Source organism: Zunongwangia sp. L-65, from assembly GCF_056859415.1.
The window spans coordinates 23,437-47,651 of record NZ_JBSXOK010000025.1 but is presented as its reverse complement, the minus strand read 5'-3'; the positions used below and the strand labels follow the sequence as shown (position 1 = coordinate 47,651).

Sequence of the window (24,215 nt, the reverse complement as noted above, 5' to 3'; positions counted from 1 at the left end):
AAGTTATAAAGCGAAATCATTACAATGATGATTAAAAGATTGTTTTTTGTTTTCGTATTATTATTACTATTTGGATGTAATGTAGATTCTTCAGTAAAAGAATTAAAACTTGCCCATAGTCTCAGTAATAATCATCCTGTGCACAAAGCAATGCAATATTTTGCCGAAAGAGTGGCTTTTCATTCTGACGGTAAAATGAAAATAAAGATATATCCCAGCAGTCAGTTAGGATCAGAGCGGGAATGTTTAGAATTACTGCAACTGGGAAGTTTGGCCATGACCAAAGTTTCCTCAGCAGTAATGGAAAATTTTTCACCAAAACTCAAGGTTTTCGGGTATCCTTATCTATTTGAATCGAAAGAACAACGCTACGCTTTATATGATAGTGATTTAGGGAAAGAACTCTTGGCTGATGGAGAAAAATACTGGTTACATGGATTAACTTATTTTGATGCCGGTAGCCGTAGCTTTTATACTAAAGATACTCCAATCAGGGAACCTTCAGACTTAAAAGGATTAAAGGTGAGGGTGATGCAGAGCCCAACGGCCATTAAGCTGGTTAGTGCACTGGGAGGTTCACCAACACCGGTTTCCTGGGGAGAACTGTATACGTCTTTACAGCAGGGCGTGGTGGATGCTGCCGAAAATAATCTGCCCAGCTTCTATTCTTCTAAGCATTATGAAATCTGTAAGAATCTATGCTTAGATGAGCATAGTTCGTTGCCAGATATTTTGGTCATGAGTTCTATTATTTATTCAGAATTATCAGAAGAAGAAAAAGAAGTGCTAAGCATCAGTGCTCAGGAAGCAGCGATAGAACAGCGCAAATTGTGGGAAACGGCCGAAAAAGAATCGCTTGAAGCTGTCACACAGGCAGGAGTGAAAGTTACTCGACCGGATATTGAAGTATTCAAAAAAGAAAGTAAGCAGATTATTACCGATCTGCAATCTGAAGATCCCGATTTATACGATTTAATCCAGAAAATAAAAGCGATACAACCATGAAGAAACTTGATTTTTATCTGGGCTGGATCATTGTTGTTTTACTAAGCACAATGCTTATTACGGTATTATGGGGAGTAGGTGCGCGTTATATAATGGATAGCCCAAGTTCTTGGACGGAAGAGCTTGCCCGGTTTCTGCTTATTTGGGTGAGCATGTTAGGAGCGGCATATGTTTCGGGGAAAAAAGGGCATATTGTTATCGATTTATGGCCAGAGAAGATGATTAAGAAATACGGTAGGCTTATGGACCTGATCGTTAGTTTGCTTATTGTTTTATTTGTGTTCGCGATTTTTATAGTAGGTGGCTTTAGATATGTTTATGTTTCTTTTAAACTTTGGCAAACTTCAGCAGCTTTAGAAATTCCCATGGGGTATATCTACCTTATTTTGCCAATAACAGGCTTCTGTATACTTTTTTACCGGATAAGTTTTCTAATTAAAGATTTAAAACGATAAGGATGGAAATATTTATACTTGCTGTTAGTTTTATTATTCTCGTTGGGATAAGAGTCCCGGTTGCCTGGAGTATAGGTATTGCTTCTTTAATCACCCTGCTGTTTAGTATCGATTCTTTACCAGCAGTGGCGACTATAGCTCAGCGTATGGTTACCGGGCTGGATAGCTTTTCATTATTAGCCATTCCGTTTTTCATTTTGGCAGGGCACTTAATGAATAGCGGTGGGATTGCCAAGCGTCTTATTGTTTTCGCAAAGTCACTAGTTGGTAGTTTACCTGGCGGTTTGGCTCATGTTAATATTGTGGCAGCTATGCTATTTGGTGCTATTGCCGGTTCAGCCGGTGCAGCTGCGGCGGCAATCGGAAGTTTTATGAGTTCGAAAATGGAAGAAGAAGGATATACCAAAGAATATGGTGTGGCCGTAAATGTAACCTCAGCAACCACGGGATTATTGATTCCACCCAGTAATATTTTTATAATCTATTCTTTAGCCAGCGGAGGAGTGAGTATAGGCGCATTATTCTTAGCAGGTTATATTCCTGGGATTTTAACGGGTTTGATCTTGATGATCATTGCCTTAATTTGGGCAAAACGAAAAGGTTTTCCTACGGCTAAACGAGCTTCGGTCAGTGAGGTGTTAAAAAGTTTTTTGGATGCCTTGCCAAGTTTGATGTTATTATTAGTGATTATCGGCGGAATAGTTGGTGGTATTTTTACGGCAACAGAAGCCTCATCGGTAGCAGTAGTATATTGCTTAATTCTTGGTTTGATTTATAAAGAGCTAAGCTTAGATAAATTAAAAGGAATTCTGATAAAATCAGCTGAAACCATTGCGTTGGTCATGATCCTTATTGCTTTGAGTATAGCCATGTCCTGGGTAATGTCTTATGCAGATATTCCAGAGCAGGTAACCTCAGCATTATTAGGGTACAGTGATAACCCCATTGTCGTGATGATTATGATTAATTTGATTCTACTGGTGATAGGGATTTTTATGGATATGACCCCCGCTGTGCTTATATTTACTCCTATTTTTCTACCCGTAGTAACAGCTTTAGGAATAGATCCAGTTCATTTTGGGGTAATCATGGTATTAAATTTATGCATTGGTTTATGTACACCACCGGTAGGGTCGGTTTTGTTTATAGGAGTAGGAGTGGCCAATACCAGTATCAAAAAAGTGATCAAGCCTTTGATGCCGCTTTTTGTAGGAATGCTAATTTCTTTAATGCTGGTTATTTTATTCCCGAAGTTAAGCTTGTGGTTACCTGAATTATTTGGCCTTTAAGCTCTTTTCGGGAAGCCTTTTTAATTGTTATAGGATACACTTATTTTATGCGTTGGCTGGAAGCTCTTATTATGACTTCGGTGTCCAGAATGGTAATTTCAGAAACTCCTTTTTCCATTTCTTTATCGGCATGTTCTAAAATACGTTTGGTAGATAATTCACCCATCTTCATTGCGGGATGGGAAATTGTAGAAAGGGCAGGTTCTACTATAGAAGCTAAAGGATCATCGTTAAATCCTATAACCGCTAGTTCATCAGGGATTTTAACGCCTTTTTCTTTTGCCTGCATGATAGCACTTACTGCCGCGGTATCATTAGAAGAAAAAATACCATCTGGTGGATTTTTCATGTTTAGGAGTTTAGAAGTCGCCTCTTTACCTTCTTCAAAACTCAAGGTATTCATATAAATCAGTAAGTCTTTATCTGGAGCGATATCGTGAGCTTTTAATGCATCGATATAGCCATTTTTTCTTAATTTATAAACATTAAGATGTTGTGCTCCCGCAAAATGTGCGATTCTTTTACATCCTTGCTGGATTAAATGCTCGGTAGCTTTATAGGCAGCGGAATAATTATCGATAATAACCCGATAACTATTAAGATCTGAAGGTACACGATCTACAAAAACAACCGGAATATCCTGTTCAATAAATTGCTTAAAATGATCCACATTTTTAGTTTCCATACTAAGAGAGGCTACAATTCCGCAAACGCGACTATCGTAAAGCGCCTTTGCATTGGCTACTTCATTTTTATAGTTATCATCAGATTGGCTAATAAGAACATTATATCCTGCGGCCCGGGCTGAGTTTTCTACACCGCTAATTAATGAGGAAATAAAGGGGCGATTAATTCTCGCAATCAGGATACCAATATTGTTACTCCTGTTATTTCTAAGGCTTGCAGCTAAAGAATTAGGTCGGTATCCAAGTTTTTTAGCCGTCTCCTGTATTTGCTTTGTAGTATCTTTTCCTATACTCTTATGATTCTTAAGCGCTCTGGAAATGGTGCTGGGAGAATAATTCAACTGATTGGCAATGTCGTAAATGGTAACGACTTTATTTTTCTTTTTGCTCATTATTTTAGTTCTTTCAGCTAATGGTGTAGTGTATGCTTTGCTCAGTGATGTTTTCAACATCATTAGCAAAATACGAATTTTGCTCTACTTTAGAGCTTAAACGATTTAACAAATTTAGTCTTTTCTATGTTTTACGCAACCGATTGCTTTTTGTTTATGATGTTAAGCAAAAATTTTTATTTCGTTTGAAGTGTAAAACATTTTAAATCAAAACTTTATGCTATTTTTAATTTGCGAATACGATTGAGTTAATTTTTATATATTTATAATCTTAATTTAAAAACTTAACTGAAAATGAATAAGCTCTCTTTGTATTCTACAATTTTAGCCACTTTAATTTTGACATCCTGTAAAAATAATGCGGAAAACGAGAAAGTAGAAGAAAAGTCTGAAGTTCCACAAACAGATCAAACTAATCAGGTTCGAAAAGTAGAAACCGAGCCCCTCGTAACCAAAGATTTTACCGCAGATCCTTCTGCTCATGTATTTAACGATAAAATCTATATTTACCCTAGTCACGATTTTGATTCTGGAGTGCCTGAAGATGACCTTGGAAATCACTTTAATATGAGAGATTACCATGTGTATTCTATGGATAGTGCAGGTGGGGAAGTTACAGATCACGGAGTAGTTTTAGACGTAGATGATGTAGCATGGGCAGCACGGCAAATGTGGGCGCCCGATGCGGCAGAGAAAGACGGGAAATATTACCTTTATTTCCCAGCAAAAGACAAGAATGATATTTTTAGAATAGGGGTTGCGGTAGCCGATCAGCCAGAAGGCCCTTTTAAACCAATGCCCGATTATATTAAAGGTTCTTTTAGTATAGATCCTGCAGTCTTTGAAGATACCAATGGTGAATATTATATGTATTTTGGAGGAATTTGGGGTGGCCAGTTGCAACGTTGGGAAACCGGAAGTTTTGCTGATGAAGACAAATATCCAGCAGATAGCATTAAGGCTATTGAGCCAAGAATTGCAAAATTGGCTGATGATATGGCCTCATTTAGCGAAGAACCTAAAAGGATACGAATTTTAGACAAAGAGGGTAATGATCTTCTTACCGGGGATAACGATCGTCGATTTTTTGAGGCAGCATGGGTGCATAAGATGGATGATACTTATTATTTATCTTATTCGACTGGCGATACTCATAAAATTGTATACGCAACTTCAGATAGTCCTTATGGTCCATTTACTTATCAGGGCGTGATATTAGAACCGGTTTTAGGTTGGACTAATCATCATTCTATCGTTAAGTTTAATGGAAAATGGTATTTATTTTTCCATGATAGTTCACTTTCCAAAGGAAAAACATATTTAAGAAGCGTGAAAATGACCGAACTTACTTTTAATGAAGATGGCTCAATCCAAACTATAAACGCTGCAGTTCAGGATTCAATCAATTAAACAATGCGTTTTTTTTACATTTTTATCTTTTTATTTGCTAATACGCTGTTTGCCCAGGTTCGCTTGCCAAAACTGGTAAGCGATGGGATGGTTTTACAGCGTAATAGTAATGTACGCATTTGGGGCTGGGCTTCAGAAGGGGAAGATATCGAAGTCAGTTTTCAGCAAAGAAACTATAATACCAGTACCAAAAATGGGAAATGGGAGATTTTGCTGGAAAATCCAAACATTGGTGGGCCTTATACCATGCAAATTTCCGGAAAAAACAGCATTCAGCTTAATTCAATTTATGTAGGTGATGTTTGGTTATGTTCTGGCCAGTCGAATATGGAGTTACCAATGTCTCGTGTAGCACCTAAATATACTGAAGAAATAAAATCGGCTGATAATGCAGAAATTCGATATTTTCAGGTACCCAAAGAATATAATCTAACGAAGAAGTTAGACGATTTTTCTGGCGGAAACTGGATTTCGGTAAACCAAAATACCATTGAAGGTTTTGCGGCAATTCCTTATTTTTTTGCTAAAAATCTTTATGAAGAATATCAAATACCAATTGGTTTAATCGATGCTAGCCTTGGTGGCTCACCGGTAGAAGCATGGATGAGTGAAAAGGCCCTTAAAAATTTCCCTGAAGCAATTGCTGAAGTCGAAAAACTAAAACCAGAAGGCGTAATTGATAGTCTGGAGCAGTTAGATCAAAACCGGATTCGCAACTGGTACACCACTGTTACTGCTGAAGATGCTGGTTTAAAATCAGGTTGGGAAACTGCTAATTTTGATGATAGCAAATGGGAAGAATTTGAATTACCAGGTTTACTGAAACAACCGATAAACGGAGTGGTTTGGTTTCGTAAGAAATTTGATTTAAAAAGTGAATTTTCGGGAAAACCAGCAGAACTTTTAATGGGGAGGATCGTAGATGCAGATTCGGTTTTTGTAAACGGAACTTTTGTAGGGAACACCACCTATCAATACCCGCCAAGAAGGTATCAAATTCCTGAAAATATTCTTCGCGAAGGTGAAAATACTATCACGGTAAAACTAATTAGTGAAAGGGGACGGGGCGGATTTGTAACAGATAAACCTTATGAGATTAATTTTCCAGAAAAGCGCATTGACCTTAAAGGAGCCTGGAAATATAAAGTGGGGAAAGCGACAGAAGCTTTGCAACCACAAACTTTTTATAGATGGAAACCAACAGGTCTTTACAATGCGATGATCCATCCTTTGCTTAAATATTCTATTAAAGGTGCCATTTGGTACCAGGGAGAGTCAAACACCGGTGAACCTGAAAAATACAGTGAATTATTTCCAAAGATGATTGAGAGCTGGCGAGAAAACTGGCATCAGGAGGCTTCAAATTTCCCTTTTCTTTTCGTTCAGCTGGCTAATTTTATGGAAAGTAGAGAAAATCCGACAGACACGAATTGGGCGAGACTTCGTGAAGCTCAAAAGGCAGCCCTAAATGTACCCAATACCGGTATGGCAGTAACTATTGATGTTGGGGAATGGAATGATATACATCCTTTAGATAAAAAAACGGTAAGTGACCGCCTGGCCACTGCAGCAAAACACCTGGCTTATGGAGATGCTTCAGTAGTGCCTTCTGGCCCCATTTACACTTCCTCAGAAATAAAAAATGATTCAATTATCCTACATTTTGAGGCTGTAGGCAGCGGATTAAAAATAAAAAATAATCAAGAATTAAAAGGTTTTGCCATAGCCGGAAACGATAAGCAATTTGTTTGGGCTAAAGCGAAAATTGAAGGAGACAAGGTCATAGTTTATAGCCCGCAGGTAAAGCATCCCGTGGCGGTAAGATACGCATGGGCCGATAACCCGGAGAATGCGAACTTATATAATAAGGAAGACCTTCCGGCATCACCATTTAGAACAGACCAATGGAAACAAAACAGATAAAATTTTAGTAGTTGCTTATATAATCTCTGGCTTTGACTTTAAAACCTGAGTTCGATCTAAGAAAATTTCGGAAACTGAGTGAAATCTTGGCAAAAGATTTTGTATCGAAGTTTCCATTTTGGTAGCATTTCGATACAAATTTTCCTTGAAAATTCACTCAATGATCCAAAATGCCTGCATAAACTTTTATATCGAACTCAGCTTCAAAAGAAGTCAGAGATTATCAATAAAAAAATAGTAATGAGTATTAAAACTGAACAAAAGATTGAGACTTATCTCCTTAAAAATGCAAATGGATTAAAGCTTCATTTAATTAATTATGGAGGACGAATTACCAATCTTGAAGTTCCTGACCGAAATGGAAATTTTGAGAATGTGGTTTTACATTTAAATACAAAAGATTATCTAAAATCCAATCCATTTATCGGTGCTTTAATCGGGAGATATGCTAACCGAATAGCAAATGCCTGTTTTAAATTGAATGGGCAATCATTCAGGATTAATAATAATGAAGGGACAAATTGCCTGCATGGCGGTATTGGAGGTTTTGATGCCGTTTTTTGGACTGTAAAAAAACTAAGTGATACTAAAGTGCTTTTAACCTATGATAGTCCGCATTTGGAAATGGGATTCCCCGGCAACTTAAAAGTGAAAGTGTATTACGAACTTACCAATGCGAATGAGTTAAAGATTGATTATTATGCAGTTTCAGATCAAGCAACGGTGATTAATCTCACTCAGCATTCTTATTTTAATCTAACAGCAGATTTTAACAAGAAAATCACTGATCATGAGGTGTTCATTAATGCTGATGCTTTTTTGCCAACTTCAGGAAACATACCAACTGGGGAAATTAGACCTGTAAAAGAGGGTGTTTTTGATTTTAGGATTCCAAAAAGAATAGGTGTAGCTATCGATGTAAATGATGACCAGTTAAATACAGCCGGAGGTTATGATCATTGTTTTGTTTTAAATAGAGATCATTCCGATTTGACTTTAGCTGCCACCGCTTATGATGAGGGGAGCGGTCGGTTTTTAGAGGTATTTACAACCGAGCCGGGAATGCAGTTTTACACCGGTAATTCTTTAGATGGAAGCTTGAAAATTCCCAATGAGCCAGGGAATTATGAAAAACGTTCCGGCTTTTGTTTTGAAACACAGCATTTCCCCGATTCACCAAATCAACCCGCTTTTCCCTCAGTGGTTATAAAGGCAGGAGAAGAGTTTTCTTCAACAACAGTGTATCAATTTTCAGTAAAAGCAAGGGAAGATAAATAGGGAATATCAAATTCAGCTTTAACAAATAAGATTTTAGAATGTCAAGACATTTAAAATATAGATTCGTAAAAGGTTTTATAGGAAAGCGTAATGTGATTTTTGTACTTTTTCTAATGCTTTTAGCGTCTTGTGGAACTTCCTCCTCTATCGTTCAAAACGATTCTAAAAATCAACAAAAGTGGGTTGGGAGTTGGAGTACGGCTCCACAATTGGTAGAGCCAAGAAACGTTCCGCCGGCACCGGGGTTAACTGGTAAAACTTTGCGGCAAATTATTAGTCCGTCTCTGGGAGGGAAAAGCATTCGCTTAAAATTTTCTAATGCGTTTAGTGATCTCCCGGTGGAAATGATATCTGTAGAGATTGCTATAGTGACAGAGCAGCCCTTGGTTAAAACTTCAACGGTAAAAACATTGAAATTTAATGGAAGCCCTGAAGTAACTATGCCTGCCGGAGAAGCCGTATTCTCGGATGCACTGGCCTTTGAATTTGAGGCAAGGGACAGATTAGCGATTACTATAAAATTCGGCAAAACTGCAGAAAAAATTACGGGGCACCCCGGTTCTAGAACAACTTCCTATTTAGTCGAAGGAAACGAGAATATTAAAGAAAATGCTTTTGAGAATGCGATAACTACAGACCACTGGTATATAATAAATACACTTGATGTTATGGCCGGAAAAGAGGCTTCAGCCGTTGCAATTTTGGGAAATTCGATCACCGATGGCCGTGGGTCAGGCACCAATAAACAAAATCGCTGGCCGGATATTTTAGCCGAAAGGTTAACGCAGCATTCCAGGACAAAAAATATAGGAGTGCTTAATATGGGAATTGGTGGAAATGCTGTGTTGCGAGGTGGTTTGGGACCCACAGGATTAAACCGATTTGATCGTGATATTTTAAATCAAAGTTCAATAAAGTATTTGATCATTCTGGAAGGTGTAAATGATCTTGGTGCAACACCAGATAGTACCGCTGCCTTTAAAGTAGCGAATAAATTAATTGAAGCCTATAAAACGATGATTAAAAAAGCACATGCTCAAAATATAAAGGTTTACGGTGGTACCATTACTCCCATTCAAAAATCTTTCTATTATAAAGACTTTAGAGAACAGGCCCGGCAAAAAGTAAATAACTGGATTAGAAATAGCAGCGCATTTGATGCTGTGATCGATTTTGCTAAAGTTTTGGAAAGCCCAGAAGAACCCAATGTAATAGCTAAGAATTTACAATCTGGTGATTATTTGCATCCCAACGAAAAAGGATATGAGGTGATGGGGGAGGCTGTTGATTTGTCTTTGTTTAAAAAATAAAACCAGAACTCGACCAATTCTTATAATTTAAATGGAATAATGAGTGCACCTAAGTGGTTTAACAAAGGAATTAGAAAATATAAAGAAAGCAGTTTTAGGCTGTCTTTCTATCTAGTATTCATAAGCTTATGAGCAAACTAAGGTCAGTATCCGATATATTTATACTTAGTATTTTTCTGTTAAGTCTTTGTGCGGAAGCTCAGGATGGAAAATCTTCTCAGGATAGTATTCATAAACTAAACTATCAGCATTTTATGCAGATGAAACATCAGTTAGGAATCACTGCTAAAAATAGACAGGGGCCTTCTGGAGATCCAACTGATCCAAATGCAGCCAATTTTGATGAAAGTAAAGTAAGATCTTATGTTTTACCTGAAGTATTAGTTAGCAATGAAGGTAAACAAATCAATACTTCCAGGGAATGGTGGGAAATCCGAAGACCCGAAATTGTTGAAGATTTTGAAACTTCAATCTATGGTCATTTACCCGATCATATTCCAGATGTAAAATGGAATATTGTTTCTAAAAAAGATACTCTTATAAACTCTTATCCGGTAAGCGAGCTTCTTTTAGAAGGGCTTGTGGATAATTCTGCCTATCCGGCAGTTGAGGTGAAAATCGAGCTGTTAGTTGGGATACCTAAAAGCGCAAAAAAAGCAGTGCCATTAGTTATGGAATTCGGGTTTATAAAATCTCCTTTCATGAGGGCTAATGATGAACCAGACAGCTACTTTTTTTCTTCCTATGAACCTAAATGGAAACAGCAATTATTATCGCAAAATATGGGGTATGCTATTTTAGTGCCTAGTAGTATTCAGGCTGATAATGGTGCAGGGCTGACTTCCGGAATCATAGGATTGGTAAATCATGGTAAGCAAAGAAAACCCGATGAATGGGGAGTTTTAAGAGCCTGGGCGTGGGGCGCAAGTCGAGCCATCGATTATTTTGAAACGAACCCAAAAATAGATGAAAACCGAATTGCAGTAGAAGGCGTATCCAGATATGGTAAAGCTGCCATAGTTAGTATGGCTTTCGACCAAAGAATTTCTCTTGGTTTCTTTGGTTCGGCCGGGGCGGGAGGAACTTCGTTGCTACGTAGAAATTTTGGAGAACAAGTAGAAAATCTTGCAAGCCCAGGTGAGTATCATTGGTTTTGCGGAAATTTTATAAAATATGCCTCGGTAATGGAAACCCAAGATTTACCTGTAGATGCCCATCAATTAATTGCTCTTTGTGCACCAAGACCAGTATTTATAAGTGCTGGTTCACATCTTATCGAAGGACATTGGGTAGACGCCAAAGGAATGTTTTTGTCTGGTGTTTACGCCACACCGGTGTATGAACTGTTAGGGAAAAAAGGACTTGAAACTTCAGGATTTCCAAAAATGGGTACCGCTCTTGTAGATGGGGAAATTGCCTTTAGACAGCATGCAGGCGGCCACAGTACCGGCCCAAATTGGAGTACATGGATTGCATGGGCAAGCAAATATTGGCAATTTTAAACATGAATTTTTGACGCTCTGAATGAATTGCGGCAGTTAAAATTATTAACTGATAAAAAAGAAGCTTATTTATTGAAAAATATATAAATTTAGATTATACTTGTAGTCTAAATAACTATTAGTAGAATGGAAAACAATAACTCTTTCAACAATAAACTTATTATCCTAATCACACTTGTAGCAAGTCTTGGAGGTTTGTTATTTGGGTATGATACCGCAGTGATTTCTGGTGCGGTAGGCGCCATGAATACTTATTTCATTAATCCGCTCGATAGCGATAACGTTTTAGCTTCTAGCGCTATTATCGAATTTAAGAGTATTATTAGCATTACTTCTATGGGAATTTTAGTCTTATTTTTTTACTTTCTGTTTAAGTTTTTTAAAAAAAAGACATCCATCGCTATCATTATTATTTTTCTTCTTATTTCAATTCCGTTATTTAAAATATACTTTTTAGATCTTCCCGATGTCTTAACCGAGAATCTAAGAAATTCGATATTAGGTTTTATGACTAGCAGCGCATTAGTGGGCTGTATTTTAGGAGCTTCTTTCGGCGATTTTATAGCGAATTCTGTTGGGCGTAGAAACGGCTTAGTGATTTCGGCTGTTCTGTTTTTACTATCGGCTTTAGGATCTGGATATCCTGAAGCTTTTAATATTTTTGGGATTCAGACCCTTTCCTCATTTATCATATATAGGATTATTGGCGGAATGGGTGTTGGGATCGCCAGTATGTTGGCACCACTTTATATTGCTGAAATGGCTCCTGCGAATATCAGGGGAAAAATGGTTTCCTGTAATCAGCTCGCCATTGTTACCGGTATGTTGGTGGTATATTTTGTAAACTATTTTATCGTAAAGGGACAAAGCGAAGAGTGGATTACAGATCTGGGGTGGCGTTATATGTTTTTATCTGAGGTAATTCCTGCTTTTCTGTTTTTTGTGCTTTTACTTTTTATGCCGAAAACCCCGCGTTTTGAAGTTATGAAAGGAAATGAAGATAAAGCCAAGTCGATTTTGGATAAATTGAATGTGAAAGCTTCTTCAGATCGTATTCTTATTGAGATTAAAAACTCATTTAAAACCAAGAAAGCACACTGGTTATTTTATGGATGGCCGGTAATTATTGTTGGTTTATTACTTTCGGTTTTTCAGCAATTTGTAGGAATAAACGTGGTTTTGTATTACGCTCCAGAGATTTTTAAAGGAATGGGTGTAGATACTAATGCATCGATGTTGCAAACTATTATTGTAGGAGCTATAAATATGATTTTTACGGTAATTGCTATTATGACGGTAGATAATTTTGGACGTAAAAAGTTATTGCTGATAGGTAGTGTGGTGATGGGAATAAGTATGATAGGTTTAGGTTTTTCTTTATTTGCCGGTACCGTAGGCTTTACGTCCCTAATACTTATGTTGGTTTACATTGCTGCTTTTGCGGTTTCCTGGGGACCGGTAACCTGGGTATTACTTTCAGAAATTTTCCCAAATTCGATTAAAGGAGTGATGGCGGTTGCGGTTGCGGTACAGTGGTTGGCGAATCTTGTTATTTCCTGGACGTTCCCAATAATGAACAATAATCCATTTTTAGTAGAAAACTTTAATCATGGATTTTCTTATTGGGTGTATGGTGCTTTTGCGGTAATCTCTGCAGTATTTGTTTGGAAGTTTGTACCAGAAACCAAAGGCCGGTCACTAGAAGATATGGAACAACTCTGGCTGAAAAAAGAAGACGAATAAAAGTTTTAATCCACAAAAGTTATTTTAAAACATACAGTATTGAAAGTCAATTCATTTCGTTTTTTTAAAACTAGGATATCTTGATTTTTAACCAAATTAGGTAAATCGATTATATATTTTAAGAAGAAATTTCTTGTAAGCGCATAAATAGTTCCTACATTTGCGGTCAATGAAAAAAGCATCAGGATATACTGCTATTCTTACCGCGCTCTTAATTGTTTTTGCGTTGGTATATCCCTATGTTCATATTTTTGAACACGGCTTTGCTCAGCATTCGGGATTAAAAGATCATACTCACATTGTTCAGATGGACAAGAATATCGTGAAGTCTGGTATGGATTGTAAAATCTGTGATTTTCATTTTTCCGGCTTTAATAGCCCCGAGTTTTTCACTTTCGATCTTTTTATTCCGACTAAAGAATCGGTTTATTCACTTTCACTTACACAAACTATCTGGGAGTTTCCAGATCCTTATTTTTCTTTACGGGCTCCCCCGGTTATCCGTGCTTAATTAATGTTTTAAATACCTGAAAATTGTTTCTTCTATTTCAGGTCATGTTACATGTTTAGTTACGGAATTATCTTATGAGAGTTTTTTGGATAGTTGTATGCTTATCCCTGTTTAATTTAAATGCTTTTGCTCAAAACTCGACTTTTGAGTTATCAGGTCACGTAAAATCGCCTAAAGGGAGTGCCCTGGATGGGGCTTATGTTAAAATTGGTGAACAATATTTCTGGACTTCAGAAGAAGGCAATTATTCGGCAAAACTACCTGAAGGGAATTATAAAGTTCATGTATCAATTATTGGCTTTACACCGGTAGATACCGTAGTTCAACTTCATAAAAATAGAACATTAGATTTTGTTTTAAAGCAATCGATAAATGGTCTGGAAGAAGTGATGTTGGAGGGGCATCAGCATAAAAAGACCAGTCAGCAAGTTTTATATGTTGATAATGATTATTTGCAAAATCAATTTTCTGGTTCTTTAGCCTCTAGTCTCGAAAAATTACCGGGATTTAATGCGATGCAAATTGGTTCTGGAGCTTCAAAACCTATTATTCGTGGTCTTGGCTTAAATCGTGTTGCAGTAGCAGAAAACGGAGTGAAACAGGAAGGACAGCAATGGGGTGCCGATCATGGTTTGGAGATTGACGCTCTACAGGTAGAGGATCTTGAAATTATTAAAGGCGTAGGATCTATCGCCTATGGTAGTGATGCTCTAGGAGGGGTAGTACGTATCAAAAACAACAATATTCCTAACGAGGGATTGTCTGGTAGTGTGTATACCTTTGCGAAAAGCGTAAATAATAGTTTAGGTGGCTCTGCCCAAATCGCTTATAAGAAAGATGATTGGTTTGTAAAAGGGAAGCTAACGGGGCTTTCTTTTGGAGATTATAAATTACCTACAGATCAAATTTCATATCTTAATTTCGATATTCCTATTTACGACGAGCAATTAAAAAATACCGCAGGTAAAGAGCTGGATTGGTATACCCAAATTGGGCTCGTAAAAGAACGATTTTCCTCAACAATAAGTCTAAGTAAAGTATATCAAAAATCGGGATTCTTTCCCGGCTCACACGGAATTCCTGATATAAGCAGGGTAGAGCCAGATGGGGATACTCGAAATATAGAAGAACCCTTTCAACGTGCTACCCACTTTAAGATTATTAATAATTCGACTTTTGTCTTTGAGAATGGAAAATTGGATATAGATCTTTCTTTCCAAAGAAATCATCGCCAGGAATGGAGTTTGTTTCATACCCATTACGCGGGACAGCAACCCCCCGAAATTAATCCAAATTTGGAATTGGATTTTGATTTAGATACTTATGGAGCCAAAGCAACATACCATCATACTTTTAGCAAAAAACATGAAACCCGCCTAGGACTGGATACCCAATGGAAATCTAACAAAATCAAAGGATTCAATTTTCTTTTACCAGAATATCAATCGGCTAACTATGCCATATTCGCCATCCATGAGTTCGAACCTTCGCAAGTGAACTTATGGACTTTAGGACTACGTTTTGATTACGGTACGATAGATATGAAGGGCTATTACGATCCTAACCTTTATGAGTTTTTGATAGGAAATAATCAATCTGAAGAAACCGCGACTTCTTACGCACAACGTAGTCAGGATCTTGATAGGAATTTTACAAGTTTTAATATAAGATTGGGCTGGGACCATCAGTTTAATGACCAGTTTAGCAGCAAGATTAATCTGGGAACCGCTTTTCGTTTACCCACAGCCATAGAACTTGGGGCCAATGGTATTCATCATGGTTCGTTTAGACATGAGCAGGGTGATCCTAACCTGGATCCCGAGCAGGGATTTATGGCAGATGTGAGTTTAAATTACAGGGAAAATTCTTGGAATATTAATCTAACTCCTTATGCCTATTTTTTCAATAATTATATTTTTCTGCGTCCTAGTGGAACCTTTTCTTTATTACCGCACTCAGGCCAATTATATAAGTATACTGAATCTGAAGCGCTGCTTAGCGGAGTAGAACTTCAGGTTGATAAAGAGCTTGGACGCTGGCATTTTGGTGTGGCAGGAGAATATATTTACAATCAACAGCTCACGTCCAACCGGTCGCGAAATTATCCTTTGCCGTTTACTCCGGCCAATAATGTGTTTACAGAGGTAGGATATCAGCTTTTTACCGATTCTAAAATTTTTAATGCTACAGAAGTAAGCATTAGTAATAGATCGGTAATGCAGCAAGATCGAATTGCGCAAGGAGAGGAAATTACACCAGGATATTCCCTGTGGGGAGTAGGTTATCAAACCCTTCTGGAATTTGATGGTTTTAAAGCCAACATTAATTTTAGGATCGATAATTTATTGAATACTAAATACTTTAATCACACCAGTTTTTACAGACGATTGCAGATCCCAGAAATGGGAAGAAATATTCAACTGAGTATTAAAATTCCTTTTGGGCAATCATGAAAAAGTTTTGGTTAAAATATAGTAGTCTGTTTTTGTTGGCTTTATTGCCGGTGGGTCCAATTTTATGGTCCGCCCATATCATTTTAAACGAGCATGCTAATTCCTTCGAGGTTCATGAGCTTAGTTTTCAGCAAATAGCCTCACCACATATTTGTAATCACTTTTTGCAGGCAGAATATCGCGGGATCTTTCCTAAGATAGATTATATAGAAGAATCTGTACTGATAGTGATTAAGAATGTTTTCTATGATATTAGTAGGAGCCATAAAACATTTTATTACTTAAGATTTTACGTTCGGGGTCCGCCGATGGTTGTTTTTAAGTACACATACAGATTACCAAATTTAAATAATATAGCCCCAACGGCGTGAATCCTTAGAAAGGATAATTAATTATAATACTAAATTTTAAGATGAAGAATTTATCAATAAAACTTATAGCACTTTTTACACTTACTTTTTTTGCTTCATGTAGCAATGATGACGATGAAATTCTGGATAGTGAAAAACCAGAAATTACCATTAACGATCCGGTAGAAAACGAAGTTTTTCAGGTAGGTGGAGAATTGCATTTTGATATCGATTTAAGTGATAACGATGCTTTAGCATCTTATAAAGTTGACATTCATAACAATTTTGACGGTCATACACACTCCGGTGTTTTAAATAATACTGTAGGAACGAAACAGGCTAGTACAATTAGCCCATGGGCCTATAATCAAAGTTTCCAAATAGAGGGAACACCTAAGACTTATCATGCCCACGAGCATATCGAAATACCAGATAACATAGCAGAAGGTCCTTATCATTTGGGAATTACTGTAATCGATGTGTCAGGTAACGAAAACCAGGTTTATGTACAGTTTATTATAGGTGAAGATCATACAGGAGAAGAACATGGGATTTCAATCACAGATATCGAAAGTGAAGACGCCGTTCGTGGAGGGGAGTTGCATGCTGAAGCACAATTAACTGCAGAACATGGAATAAGCTCTGTTTCTGTAAATATCCATGGTCACGGTCTAGATCCTGAAGATGGAGAGATAGAATGGACTTTCGATGAAACTTATGAAGATTACTCTGGTACTTCAGCCGAGTTTCATGAGCATATCGATATTCCTGAAAATGCAGCTTTAGGAGAATACCATATGACGATTACAGTTGTTGATGCTGAAGGACATACGCATGCAGAAGGTGCTCACTTTCATATTACCGATGGAAATAACGATGCTGATGCGATTACAATTGCAGACATGACAGTAGATGAAAATGTAAAAGCCGGAGAAGAATTGCACGTTGAAGCTGCAATATCAGGAGACCATGGTATAGAGACAGTAGAAGTACATATTCACTTTGAAGATGGAGAAAATGGATGGGAGTTTGAAAAATCTTTTGATTACGAAGAGGTAACCAGTGTAGATTTTCATGAGCATATCGATGTACCTGCAGATGCTGCAACAGGTGAATATCATTTATCACTAGAGGTAACAGACCACGAGGGAAATGTTGCCACTACAGATGCTCATTTTAATGTTACTGAATAAGATTAGTTAAGCTAGGTTTTTAGTTAGTTTTACAACCGTAAAAGCAATACATGCTTGGTTTTACAGGCTTTTTCGGTTATTTCGCTTAACTATATAAAGGAGGTTCTACGGAATCTCCTTTTTTATTTTTTATAAATGATACTTGATTTTGCCATCACCAAAGGCTATGATACCTTAATCCAGAACTGTCGTGATACCTGGAAATAGGGATGAGGTTTTACGTTTCATAAGTTAAGCGATAGCTATGAGACTCTGGAATCAAGAACCTTGGGACAAGCCCGCGAGATATGAATCGAAAAAACTTTTTTATAACTTCGAGACAAGCCTTGGGTAATGAAACCCTCAATGAGGGATAGGGATTAAATATTGAAATTGTAACAATAGTTACCGTCTAAAAATTATTGTTCTATTATTTTTACACTTAGAAATTAACAATATCGCTTCATTAATTTATAAGTTATGAAAGTAGAACAAATATATACCGGTTGTCTGGCTCATGCCGCTTATTATATCGAAAGCAAAGGCGAAGCAGCAATTTTTGATCCGTTAAGAGAGGTTAATCCGTACATTCAAAAAGCAGAAAATGAACATGCGAAAATCAAGTATGTTTTCGAAACTCATTTTCATGCCGATTTTGTAAGCGGTCATTTAGATTTACAAAAGAAAACCGGAGCTAAAATAGTTTTTGGGCCTAATGCCAAGCCAGGTTATGAGGCCTTAGTTGCTGAAGATCGTCAGATTTTCAAGATCGGTGATTACAAGGTAAAGGTAATTCATACTCCAGGTCATACGATGGAAAGTACTACCTACTTATTGATTGATGATAAGGGTAACGAACACGGGATTATTACAGGTGATACCCTATTTATCGGTGATGTGGGTAGACCGGATCTTGCGCAACACGTGATTTCAGATTTAACTGAAGATAAACTTGCCGGATATTTATTTGATTCCCTTCGCCATAAAATAATGCCATTAGATGATGATCTTATGGTCTATCCTAATCATGGTGCAGGATCGGCTTGTGGTAAAAAAATGAGTAAAGAAACTACAGATACGCTAGGCAATCAGAAAAAAACGAATTACGCACTAAGGGCAGATATGACCAAAGAAGAGTTTATAAAAGAACTTTTAACCGGGCTTACTGCACCACCAAACTATTTTCCGAAAAATGTTTTGTTGAATATTGGTGGTTATAAGAGCTTTGATAAAATAATGAAACAGGCGGCAAAAGCTTTAACTCCTGATGAATTTGAACTCTTGGCCAATGAAGAAGGAGCACTGGTTTTAGATACCCGGGAAGCCGATAAGTACGCTAAATCTCATATTCCCAATAGTATAAATATTGGTTTACAGGGAAGTTTTGCACCCTGGGTAGGGGAAATGATACCTGATTTGGAAACTCCTATTTTATTGATTACTGAAGTAGGAAAAGAAGAAGAGGCGATTACAAGATTGAGCCGAGTAGGCTGCGATAACACGCAGGGATATTTAGCAGACGGAATGAAAAGCTGGGAAGCAGCCGGTAAGGATGTTGATACCATAAATCGGATTACTGCGGAAGAACTGGAACAAAAAATGAATCAGGATATTGTGATTATTGATGTGCGTAAGAAAAGTGAATTCGATTCAGAGCATATTGAAGGTGTCGTAAATGTTCCGTTAAACCAGATAAATCAACATTTAGAGAAGTTCCCAAAAGAGCAGGAATTTGTGTTGCATTGTGCTGGTGGATATCGAAGTATGATTGCAGCATCCATTTTAAAACAACGTGGCTGGTCGCAGCTAACCGATGTTATTGGAGGCTTTAAATCGATTAAAGAAACTACAATTCCGGTTACAGCGTACGTTTGTCCAAGTACACTGTTATAAATATAAAAAATAAGATAGAAGTTTAGGTGATGTAGAGGCCGACTGTTTAAAGTCGGTCTTTTTTAATGATTCGTTAAGAGCGTTAGTAGTCATTAATTTAATAGGTATGATTTCTGTCAGATACTCATTACTTTTGATAAAAAATAATTCAATGCTAAAATTATCAATATATCCTATTCTTTTTTTTAGTCTGTTTTTTTATTCCTGTAAAAATGAAGAGGAAAAAAGAGAGTTGAAAACTAATGAAAGCAAGGAAACCGAGCTACAAACTTCACAAAAAAGCAATACGGTAAACCCTGAAGATCTTTTGAAACAGCAACCAGAAGAAATTGAAACTCCAGAAGGTATGGTTTGGGTATCTGGTGTAAAATTTACAATGGGAGCATCAGAAGGTGATCCTTATGCTTTACCTAGAGAAAAACCAGCACATCCTGTGGCAGTAGACGGTTTTTTTATAGATCAAACCGAAGTAACCAATGCACAGTTTGAAAAATTTACAGCTGAAACAGGATATGTGACCGTGGCAGAGCGCCCAATCGATTGGGAACAAATGAAAAAACAACTACCACCGGGAACCCCCAAACCCCCTGATAGTGTTTTACAACCAGGCTCTTTAATATTTAAAAAAGAGCTGGAAAATATAGCCAACCTTAATGATTACGGCCAGTGGTGGGAATGGAAAACGGGAGCCGATTGGAAACATCCGCAAGGACCACAAAGCGATATAGAAGGAAAAGATAATTACCCGGTAGTTCATATAGCTTATGAAGATGCTTTGGCCTATGCCAGTTGGGCAGGGCGTGACCTACCTACTGAAGCTGAGTGGGAAGCGGCAGCACATGGTAAACTTCATGGCGGAATTTACACCTGGGGTGACGACGAATCTAAGTTGAATAAAGAAGCTAATACCTGGCAGGGAGAATTTCCGGTTAAAAATATTCCAGAAGATGGTTATAAATATGCCGCACCGGTAAAATCTTTTCCGCCAAACAGTCTTAATTTATATGATATGGCAGGTAATGTTTGGGAATTTACTAAAGATAATTTTAATACCAGATATTATCAGGATGCTTTACAACAGGGGGAGTTATTAAACCCTAAAGGATCGACCACTTATTTTAATGAAGACAATCCTTACCAAAAGGAAAAAGTGATAAAAGGAGGTTCCTTTTTATGTAATAAATCCTATTGTGCCAGTTATCGAATTTCATCTAGAATGGGAACATCAATGGATTCTGGTACAGATCATTTGGGTTTTAGAACAGTAAAGCGGGTAAAATAAGTATATTTAAAATCATACCAAATAAATCGCTATTGTCCGGTTAAAGATGAAAAGTCACTCAATAATACACTATTTGATTATAAGTTTACTATTAGTGTTTGAAGTCTTTTCCGGAAACAAATTGCAGTTAGCCTTGGAAAAATATGGCAAAGCCTAAAAGGCTATCGACAACCCAGAAAATAAGTCGTTATTACTGGGGTTGAGTCATCATTCTTGGATGAATTCACCAAGTCTTATTTTAAGATTAAAAAGGTTTTCACCTGGATACTTTGGGACATGCTCCCGAGGTATTTTATTTGATTAAAAGTCTTATTTCATTTTATTTAAAATTGTAGAATTAATATAATCAAAACTCAGATAAACTAGTTTATATATTAATAATTCAATTTTAATTTAATTATTAGTCATTTTTATCCTATAAATTTTGATAATATTCAAAATTTAAATTATACTTGTAGTCAAATAAACTATTAGTGTACTGAAAAATTGTTTCAGAAGCTAATAAAATGGACTTAGAATGTATTTTTTAGGAATAGATCTGGGAAGTAGCTCAGTAAAATTATCGATTTTCGATGCTGATTCTCAACAAAGCATTGCAGCTGTTGGAGAACCAAAATCTGAAATGGCAATGGAAGCCTTACAGCCAGGTTGGGCAGAACAGGACCCGAATCAATGGTGGGAAAACGTTAAAATAGCGCTACAACGTTTACAATCTGAATATCAAATTGATTTAACCCAAATAAAAGCTATTGGTATTGCTTACCAGATGCATGGTTTGGTATTAACCGATAGTCATTTAAATCCTGTACGCCCTTCGATAATTTGGTGTGATAGCCGTGCTGCTGCCATCGGAGATAAGGCTTTTAAGGAAATAGGAGAAGAGAAATGTCATGATATGATTTTAGGAAGTCCGGGTAATTTTACGGCTTCAAAATTAAAATGGGTAAAAGAAAATGAGCCAGAAATTTATAAGAAAGCGGCTTATATGATGTTACCTGGTGATTATATCGCTGCCAGATTTAGTGAAAAACCGCAAATTAGTAAAGGTGGCTTATCTGAAGGGATGCTTTGGCATTTTAAAGAAAACAGACTGGCAAAAGAGATTCTTGAGTATTATGGGATTTCAGAAGAATTGATTCCTGAAGTGGTTTCTAACTTTGGAGATCAGGCTTTAGTTTCTTCAAAAGTAGCTAAAGAATTAGGGCTTTCAGAAGATGTGAAAATTACATATCGTGCCGGGGACCAACCTAACAACGCCATGTCTTTAAATGTACTTAGTCCGGGTGAAATAGCGACTACTGCAGGAACGTCCGCAGTAATTTATTCGGTTAGTGAAAATCATGCTTTCGATAAAGATAATAGGATTAATACGTTTTTACATGTAAATAACCAGGAAAATGAAAACAGAAACGGAGTGATGGTCTGTATCAATGGTTCCGGAATTCTCTATCAGTGGTTAAGAAATATTTTGTCTTCTGGACGTGATCATATTGTTGATTATGAGTATCTGAATGAAGTGGCAGCACAATCAAAACCAGGTAGTGAAGGCTTGCTTTTTCATCCTTTCGGAAATGGCGTAGAGCGTATATTTCAGAATAAAGAAGTTTTGTCTGGAATATCGAATCTTAACTTCAATATTCATAAAACCCCTCATTTAGTACGAGCCGCCTGTGAAGGAATCGTATTTGCTATGAATTACGGTTTTGAAATTATGCAGGAAGTTGGCGCTTCTGGAAAAACAGTACGTGCAGGTAAAGATAACTTATTTCTGAGTCCGGTTTTTCAGGAGATTTTTGTGAATACCACCAATACCACACTTCAACTATACAAAACAAACGGTGCTGACGGTGCTGCAAGAGGCGCAGCTTATGGTTACGGCCATTATAAAACTTTAGAAGAAGCCTTTGATAGCCTGGAATGTTTACAAACGATAAAACCACAACCAGCATTGGTTGAAGCCTATAAATCAATTTATAATAACTGGAAAAAAGCCATTAAATTTTAATATTATGAGTAATTATTTTAAGAATATCGATACTATAAAATTCGAAGGTAAAGAGAGTGATAACCCTTTAGCTTTTAAATATTATGACGAAAATAAGGTGGTAGCCGGTAAAACTTTAAAAGAACATTTAAGATTTGCCGTAGCCTACTGGCATACGTTCAATAATAAAGGAGGAGATCCTTTTGGAGCTGAAACCGAGGTTTTTGAATGGGATAAAAAAGATGATCCCGTAGCCCGGGCAAAGGATAAAATGGATGCTGCCTTTGAATTTATGACGAAGCTTGGTGTACCTTATTACTGTTTTCATGATGTGGATATTGTAGACGAAGCTCCAACTTTAGGAGAGTTCGAGAAAAGAATTCATTCAATGACTGAATATGCGAAACAAAAGCAGGAAGAAAGCGGATTAAAATTACTTTGGGGTACTTCTAACTTGTTCAGTAATCCAAGATATATGAATGGTGCCGCAACAAACCCTAATTTTGATGTGGTGGCTTATGCAGGGGCCCAGGCTAAGATAGCATTAGATGCAACTATCGCTTTAGGTGGTGAAAATTATGTTTTTTGGGGGGGGCGTGAAGGTTATATGAGCCTCCTGAATACCGATATGAAAAGAGAGCAGGAGCATTTGGCGACTTTCTTGGGAATGTGTAGGGATTATGCCAGAAAACAAGGATTTAAAGGGAACTTCTTTTTAGAACCAAAACCAATGGAGCCAACAAAACATCAATACGACTACGATGCAGCAACTTGTTTAGGTTTTATAAATAAATATGGTCTTAAAGACGATTTTAAACTGAATATTGAAGTAAACCACGCCACACTTGCAGGCCATACTTTTGAGCATGAATTACAAACGGCTATCGATGCAGGTATGTTGGGAAGTATCGATGCTAACCGTGGTGATTATCAAAACGGATGGGATACCGATCAATTCCCAATCGATCTTTTTGAAGTAACACAGGCTATGATGATTATTCTTGAAGGTGGAGGTTTACAAGGTGGAGGAATAAACTTTGATGCAAAAGTAAGAAGAAACTCTACCGATTTAGAAGATAAATTTATTGCGCATATCTCTGGAATGGATGTTTTTGCAAGAGGTTTAATTACTGCAGATCATATTCTTAAAAACACAAAATATGCTGGCTTGAAAAAAGATCGTTATGCTTCTTTTGATAGTGGTAGCGGTAAAGATTTTGAAACAGGAAAACTTACTTTAGAGCAATTAAGTAAGTTAGGGAATGCTAATGGAGAGCCAAGCAAAATAAGTGGCAGACAAGAACTTTATGAGCAAATAATTGCTAATGCTTATTAATTATCCATACTTAACCAATATTTTATGTAAGAGAGGCTATTTTTTGATAGCCTCTTTTTTATTGGCAAATACTTCGAGACTTCCTTCGAAATTGTAAAAACTTATCGTTTCATACCTCATGAACTAGCCATGAGGCTCTTACTTTCAAATTTTGAAAGTAGAATGCTTAAAATTTGTAAGAAAACTCGAAATATCCCCTCTCATGGGTATTGAAACACCTTTAAGCGAAAATTACATTTGT

17 protein-coding genes are annotated in these 24,215 nt (G+C 37.0%); 16 read left to right on the top strand and 1 reads right to left on the bottom strand.

What is annotated here, in order from left to right:
* Positions 1-24 precede the first annotated feature (24 nt).
* From AC13DP_RS01440 to AC13DP_RS01430, 3 genes are read left to right on the top strand one after another with little or no spacing between them, the layout of a single operon-like run.
* Positions 25-1,005, top strand: coding sequence for a TRAP transporter substrate-binding protein (locus AC13DP_RS01440; protein ID WP_347406424.1), 981 nt, complete (start codon positions 25-27; stop codon positions 1,003-1,005).
* Entirely contained in the window at positions 1,002-1,460 is a 459-nt protein-coding gene (locus AC13DP_RS01435; RefSeq protein ID WP_483067194.1) for a TRAP transporter small permease, read from the top strand. The genes AC13DP_RS01440 and AC13DP_RS01435 overlap by 4 nt, the downstream gene beginning before the upstream one ends.
* A 2-nt stretch (positions 1,461-1,462) precedes the next feature.
* Positions 1,463-2,749, top strand: coding sequence for a TRAP transporter large permease (locus AC13DP_RS01430; RefSeq protein ID WP_483067193.1), 1,287 nt, complete (start codon positions 1,463-1,465; stop codon positions 2,747-2,749).
* Positions 2,750-2,789: 40 nt separating this feature from the next.
* Here AC13DP_RS01430 and AC13DP_RS01425 read toward each other — a convergent pair whose 3' ends face one another.
* Entirely contained in the window at positions 2,790-3,827 is a 1,038-nt protein-coding gene (locus tag AC13DP_RS01425) for a LacI family DNA-binding transcriptional regulator (protein ID WP_013072447.1), read from the bottom strand.
* A gap of 294 nt (positions 3,828-4,121) precedes the next feature.
* Here AC13DP_RS01425 and AC13DP_RS01420 point away from each other — a divergent pair, with 294 nt between their 5' ends.
* The 13 genes from AC13DP_RS01420 to xylA all read left to right on the top strand — a co-directional run bounded on the left by AC13DP_RS01420 (position 4,122) and on the right by xylA (position 23,974).
* On the top strand, positions 4,122-5,237 hold the full coding sequence (locus tag AC13DP_RS01420) for a glycoside hydrolase family 43 protein (RefSeq protein WP_013072446.1): 1,116 nt from the start codon (positions 4,122-4,124) through the stop codon (positions 5,235-5,237).
* A gap of 3 nt (positions 5,238-5,240) precedes the next feature.
* Positions 5,241-7,160: a sialate O-acetylesterase gene (locus tag AC13DP_RS01415; RefSeq protein WP_347406425.1), complete on the top strand. Its 1,920-nt coding sequence runs from the start codon at positions 5,241-5,243 to the stop codon at positions 7,158-7,160.
* A gap of 240 nt (positions 7,161-7,400) precedes the next feature.
* Positions 7,401-8,438 (top strand): aldose epimerase family protein, encoded by a 1,038-nt coding sequence (locus tag AC13DP_RS01410; RefSeq protein WP_347406426.1) that lies wholly within the window; start codon positions 7,401-7,403, stop codon positions 8,436-8,438.
* 38 nt (positions 8,439-8,476) lie between these two features.
* Positions 8,477-9,748, top strand: coding sequence for an SGNH/GDSL hydrolase family protein (locus AC13DP_RS01405; RefSeq protein WP_483067192.1), 1,272 nt, complete (start codon positions 8,477-8,479; stop codon positions 9,746-9,748).
* A gap of 128 nt (positions 9,749-9,876) precedes the next feature.
* Positions 9,877-11,250 carry a glucuronyl esterase domain-containing protein gene (locus AC13DP_RS01400; protein ID WP_483067191.1) on the top strand — a complete coding sequence of 458 codons (1,374 nt, stop codon included), beginning with the start codon at positions 9,877-9,879 and terminating at the stop codon, positions 11,248-11,250.
* 126 nt (positions 11,251-11,376) lie between these two features.
* Complete coding sequence (gene xylE / locus AC13DP_RS01395; RefSeq protein WP_347406429.1) at positions 11,377-12,993, top strand: D-xylose transporter XylE; 1,617 nt, start codon at positions 11,377-11,379, stop codon at positions 12,991-12,993.
* 169 nt (positions 12,994-13,162) lie between these two features.
* Positions 13,163-13,504 (top strand): hypothetical protein, encoded by a 342-nt coding sequence (locus tag AC13DP_RS01390; protein ID WP_347406430.1) that lies wholly within the window; start codon positions 13,163-13,165, stop codon positions 13,502-13,504.
* 74 nt (positions 13,505-13,578) lie between these two features.
* Complete coding sequence (locus tag AC13DP_RS01385; RefSeq protein ID WP_483067190.1) at positions 13,579-15,957, top strand: TonB-dependent receptor; 2,379 nt, start codon at positions 13,579-13,581, stop codon at positions 15,955-15,957.
* A gap of 412 nt (positions 15,958-16,369) precedes the next feature.
* On the top strand, positions 16,370-17,500 hold the full coding sequence (locus AC13DP_RS01380) for a DUF4625 domain-containing protein (RefSeq protein WP_347406432.1): 1,131 nt from the start codon (positions 16,370-16,372) through the stop codon (positions 17,498-17,500).
* 459 nt (positions 17,501-17,959) lie between these two features.
* On the top strand, positions 17,960-19,372 hold the full coding sequence (locus AC13DP_RS01375; protein WP_347406433.1) for an MBL fold metallo-hydrolase: 1,413 nt from the start codon (positions 17,960-17,962) through the stop codon (positions 19,370-19,372).
* Positions 19,373-19,523: 151 nt separating this feature from the next.
* Positions 19,524-20,654: a formylglycine-generating enzyme family protein gene (locus AC13DP_RS01370; protein WP_347406434.1), complete on the top strand. Its 1,131-nt coding sequence runs from the start codon at positions 19,524-19,526 to the stop codon at positions 20,652-20,654.
* Between the two features lie 517 nt (positions 20,655-21,171).
* Positions 21,172-22,659, top strand: a complete 1,488-nt coding sequence (locus tag AC13DP_RS01365; protein ID WP_347406435.1) for a xylulokinase — start codon at positions 21,172-21,174, stop codon at positions 22,657-22,659.
* A gap of 4 nt (positions 22,660-22,663) precedes the next feature.
* The gene (gene xylA / locus AC13DP_RS01360) at positions 22,664-23,974 is read left to right on the top strand and encodes a xylose isomerase (protein WP_347406436.1); all 1,311 of its coding nucleotides are present in this window, start codon (positions 22,664-22,666) and stop codon (positions 23,972-23,974) included.
* Positions 23,975-24,215: the final 241 nt, after the last annotated feature.

Excerpts from the sequence above, each read along its gene's own strand:
- AC13DP_RS01390 (WP_347406430.1), top strand. The coding sequence starts at position 13,163 with ATGAAAAAAGCATCAGGATATACTGCTATTCTTACCGCGCTCTTAATT.
- AC13DP_RS01425 (WP_013072447.1), bottom strand. The coding sequence starts at position 3,827 with ATGAGCAAAAAGAAAAATAAAGTCGTTACCATTTACGACATTGCCAAT.
- AC13DP_RS01430 (WP_483067193.1), top strand. The coding sequence starts at position 1,463 with ATGGAAATATTTATACTTGCTGTTAGTTTTATTATTCTCGTTGGGATA.
- xylA (WP_347406436.1), top strand. The coding sequence starts at position 22,664 with ATGAGTAATTATTTTAAGAATATCGATACTATAAAATTCGAAGGTAAA.
- AC13DP_RS01375 (WP_347406433.1), top strand. The coding sequence starts at position 17,960 with ATGAAAGTAGAACAAATATATACCGGTTGTCTGGCTCATGCCGCTTAT.
- AC13DP_RS01415 (WP_347406425.1), top strand. The coding sequence starts at position 5,241 with ATGCGTTTTTTTTACATTTTTATCTTTTTATTTGCTAATACGCTGTTT.
- AC13DP_RS01420 (WP_013072446.1), top strand. The coding sequence starts at position 4,122 with ATGAATAAGCTCTCTTTGTATTCTACAATTTTAGCCACTTTAATTTTG.
- AC13DP_RS01380 (WP_347406432.1), top strand. The coding sequence starts at position 16,370 with ATGAAGAATTTATCAATAAAACTTATAGCACTTTTTACACTTACTTTT.
- AC13DP_RS01435 (WP_483067194.1), top strand. The coding sequence starts at position 1,002 with ATGAAGAAACTTGATTTTTATCTGGGCTGGATCATTGTTGTTTTACTA.
- AC13DP_RS01410 (WP_347406426.1), top strand. The coding sequence starts at position 7,401 with ATGAGTATTAAAACTGAACAAAAGATTGAGACTTATCTCCTTAAAAAT.
- AC13DP_RS01400 (WP_483067191.1), top strand. The coding sequence starts at position 9,877 with ATGAGCAAACTAAGGTCAGTATCCGATATATTTATACTTAGTATTTTT.
- AC13DP_RS01385 (WP_483067190.1), top strand. The coding sequence starts at position 13,579 with ATGAGAGTTTTTTGGATAGTTGTATGCTTATCCCTGTTTAATTTAAAT.
- AC13DP_RS01370 (WP_347406434.1), top strand. The coding sequence starts at position 19,524 with ATGCTAAAATTATCAATATATCCTATTCTTTTTTTTAGTCTGTTTTTT.
- AC13DP_RS01440 (WP_347406424.1), top strand. The coding sequence starts at position 25 with ATGATGATTAAAAGATTGTTTTTTGTTTTCGTATTATTATTACTATTT.
- xylE (WP_347406429.1), top strand. The coding sequence starts at position 11,377 with ATGGAAAACAATAACTCTTTCAACAATAAACTTATTATCCTAATCACA.
- AC13DP_RS01405 (WP_483067192.1), top strand. The coding sequence starts at position 8,477 with ATGTCAAGACATTTAAAATATAGATTCGTAAAAGGTTTTATAGGAAAG.
- AC13DP_RS01365 (WP_347406435.1), top strand. The coding sequence starts at position 21,172 with ATGTATTTTTTAGGAATAGATCTGGGAAGTAGCTCAGTAAAATTATCG.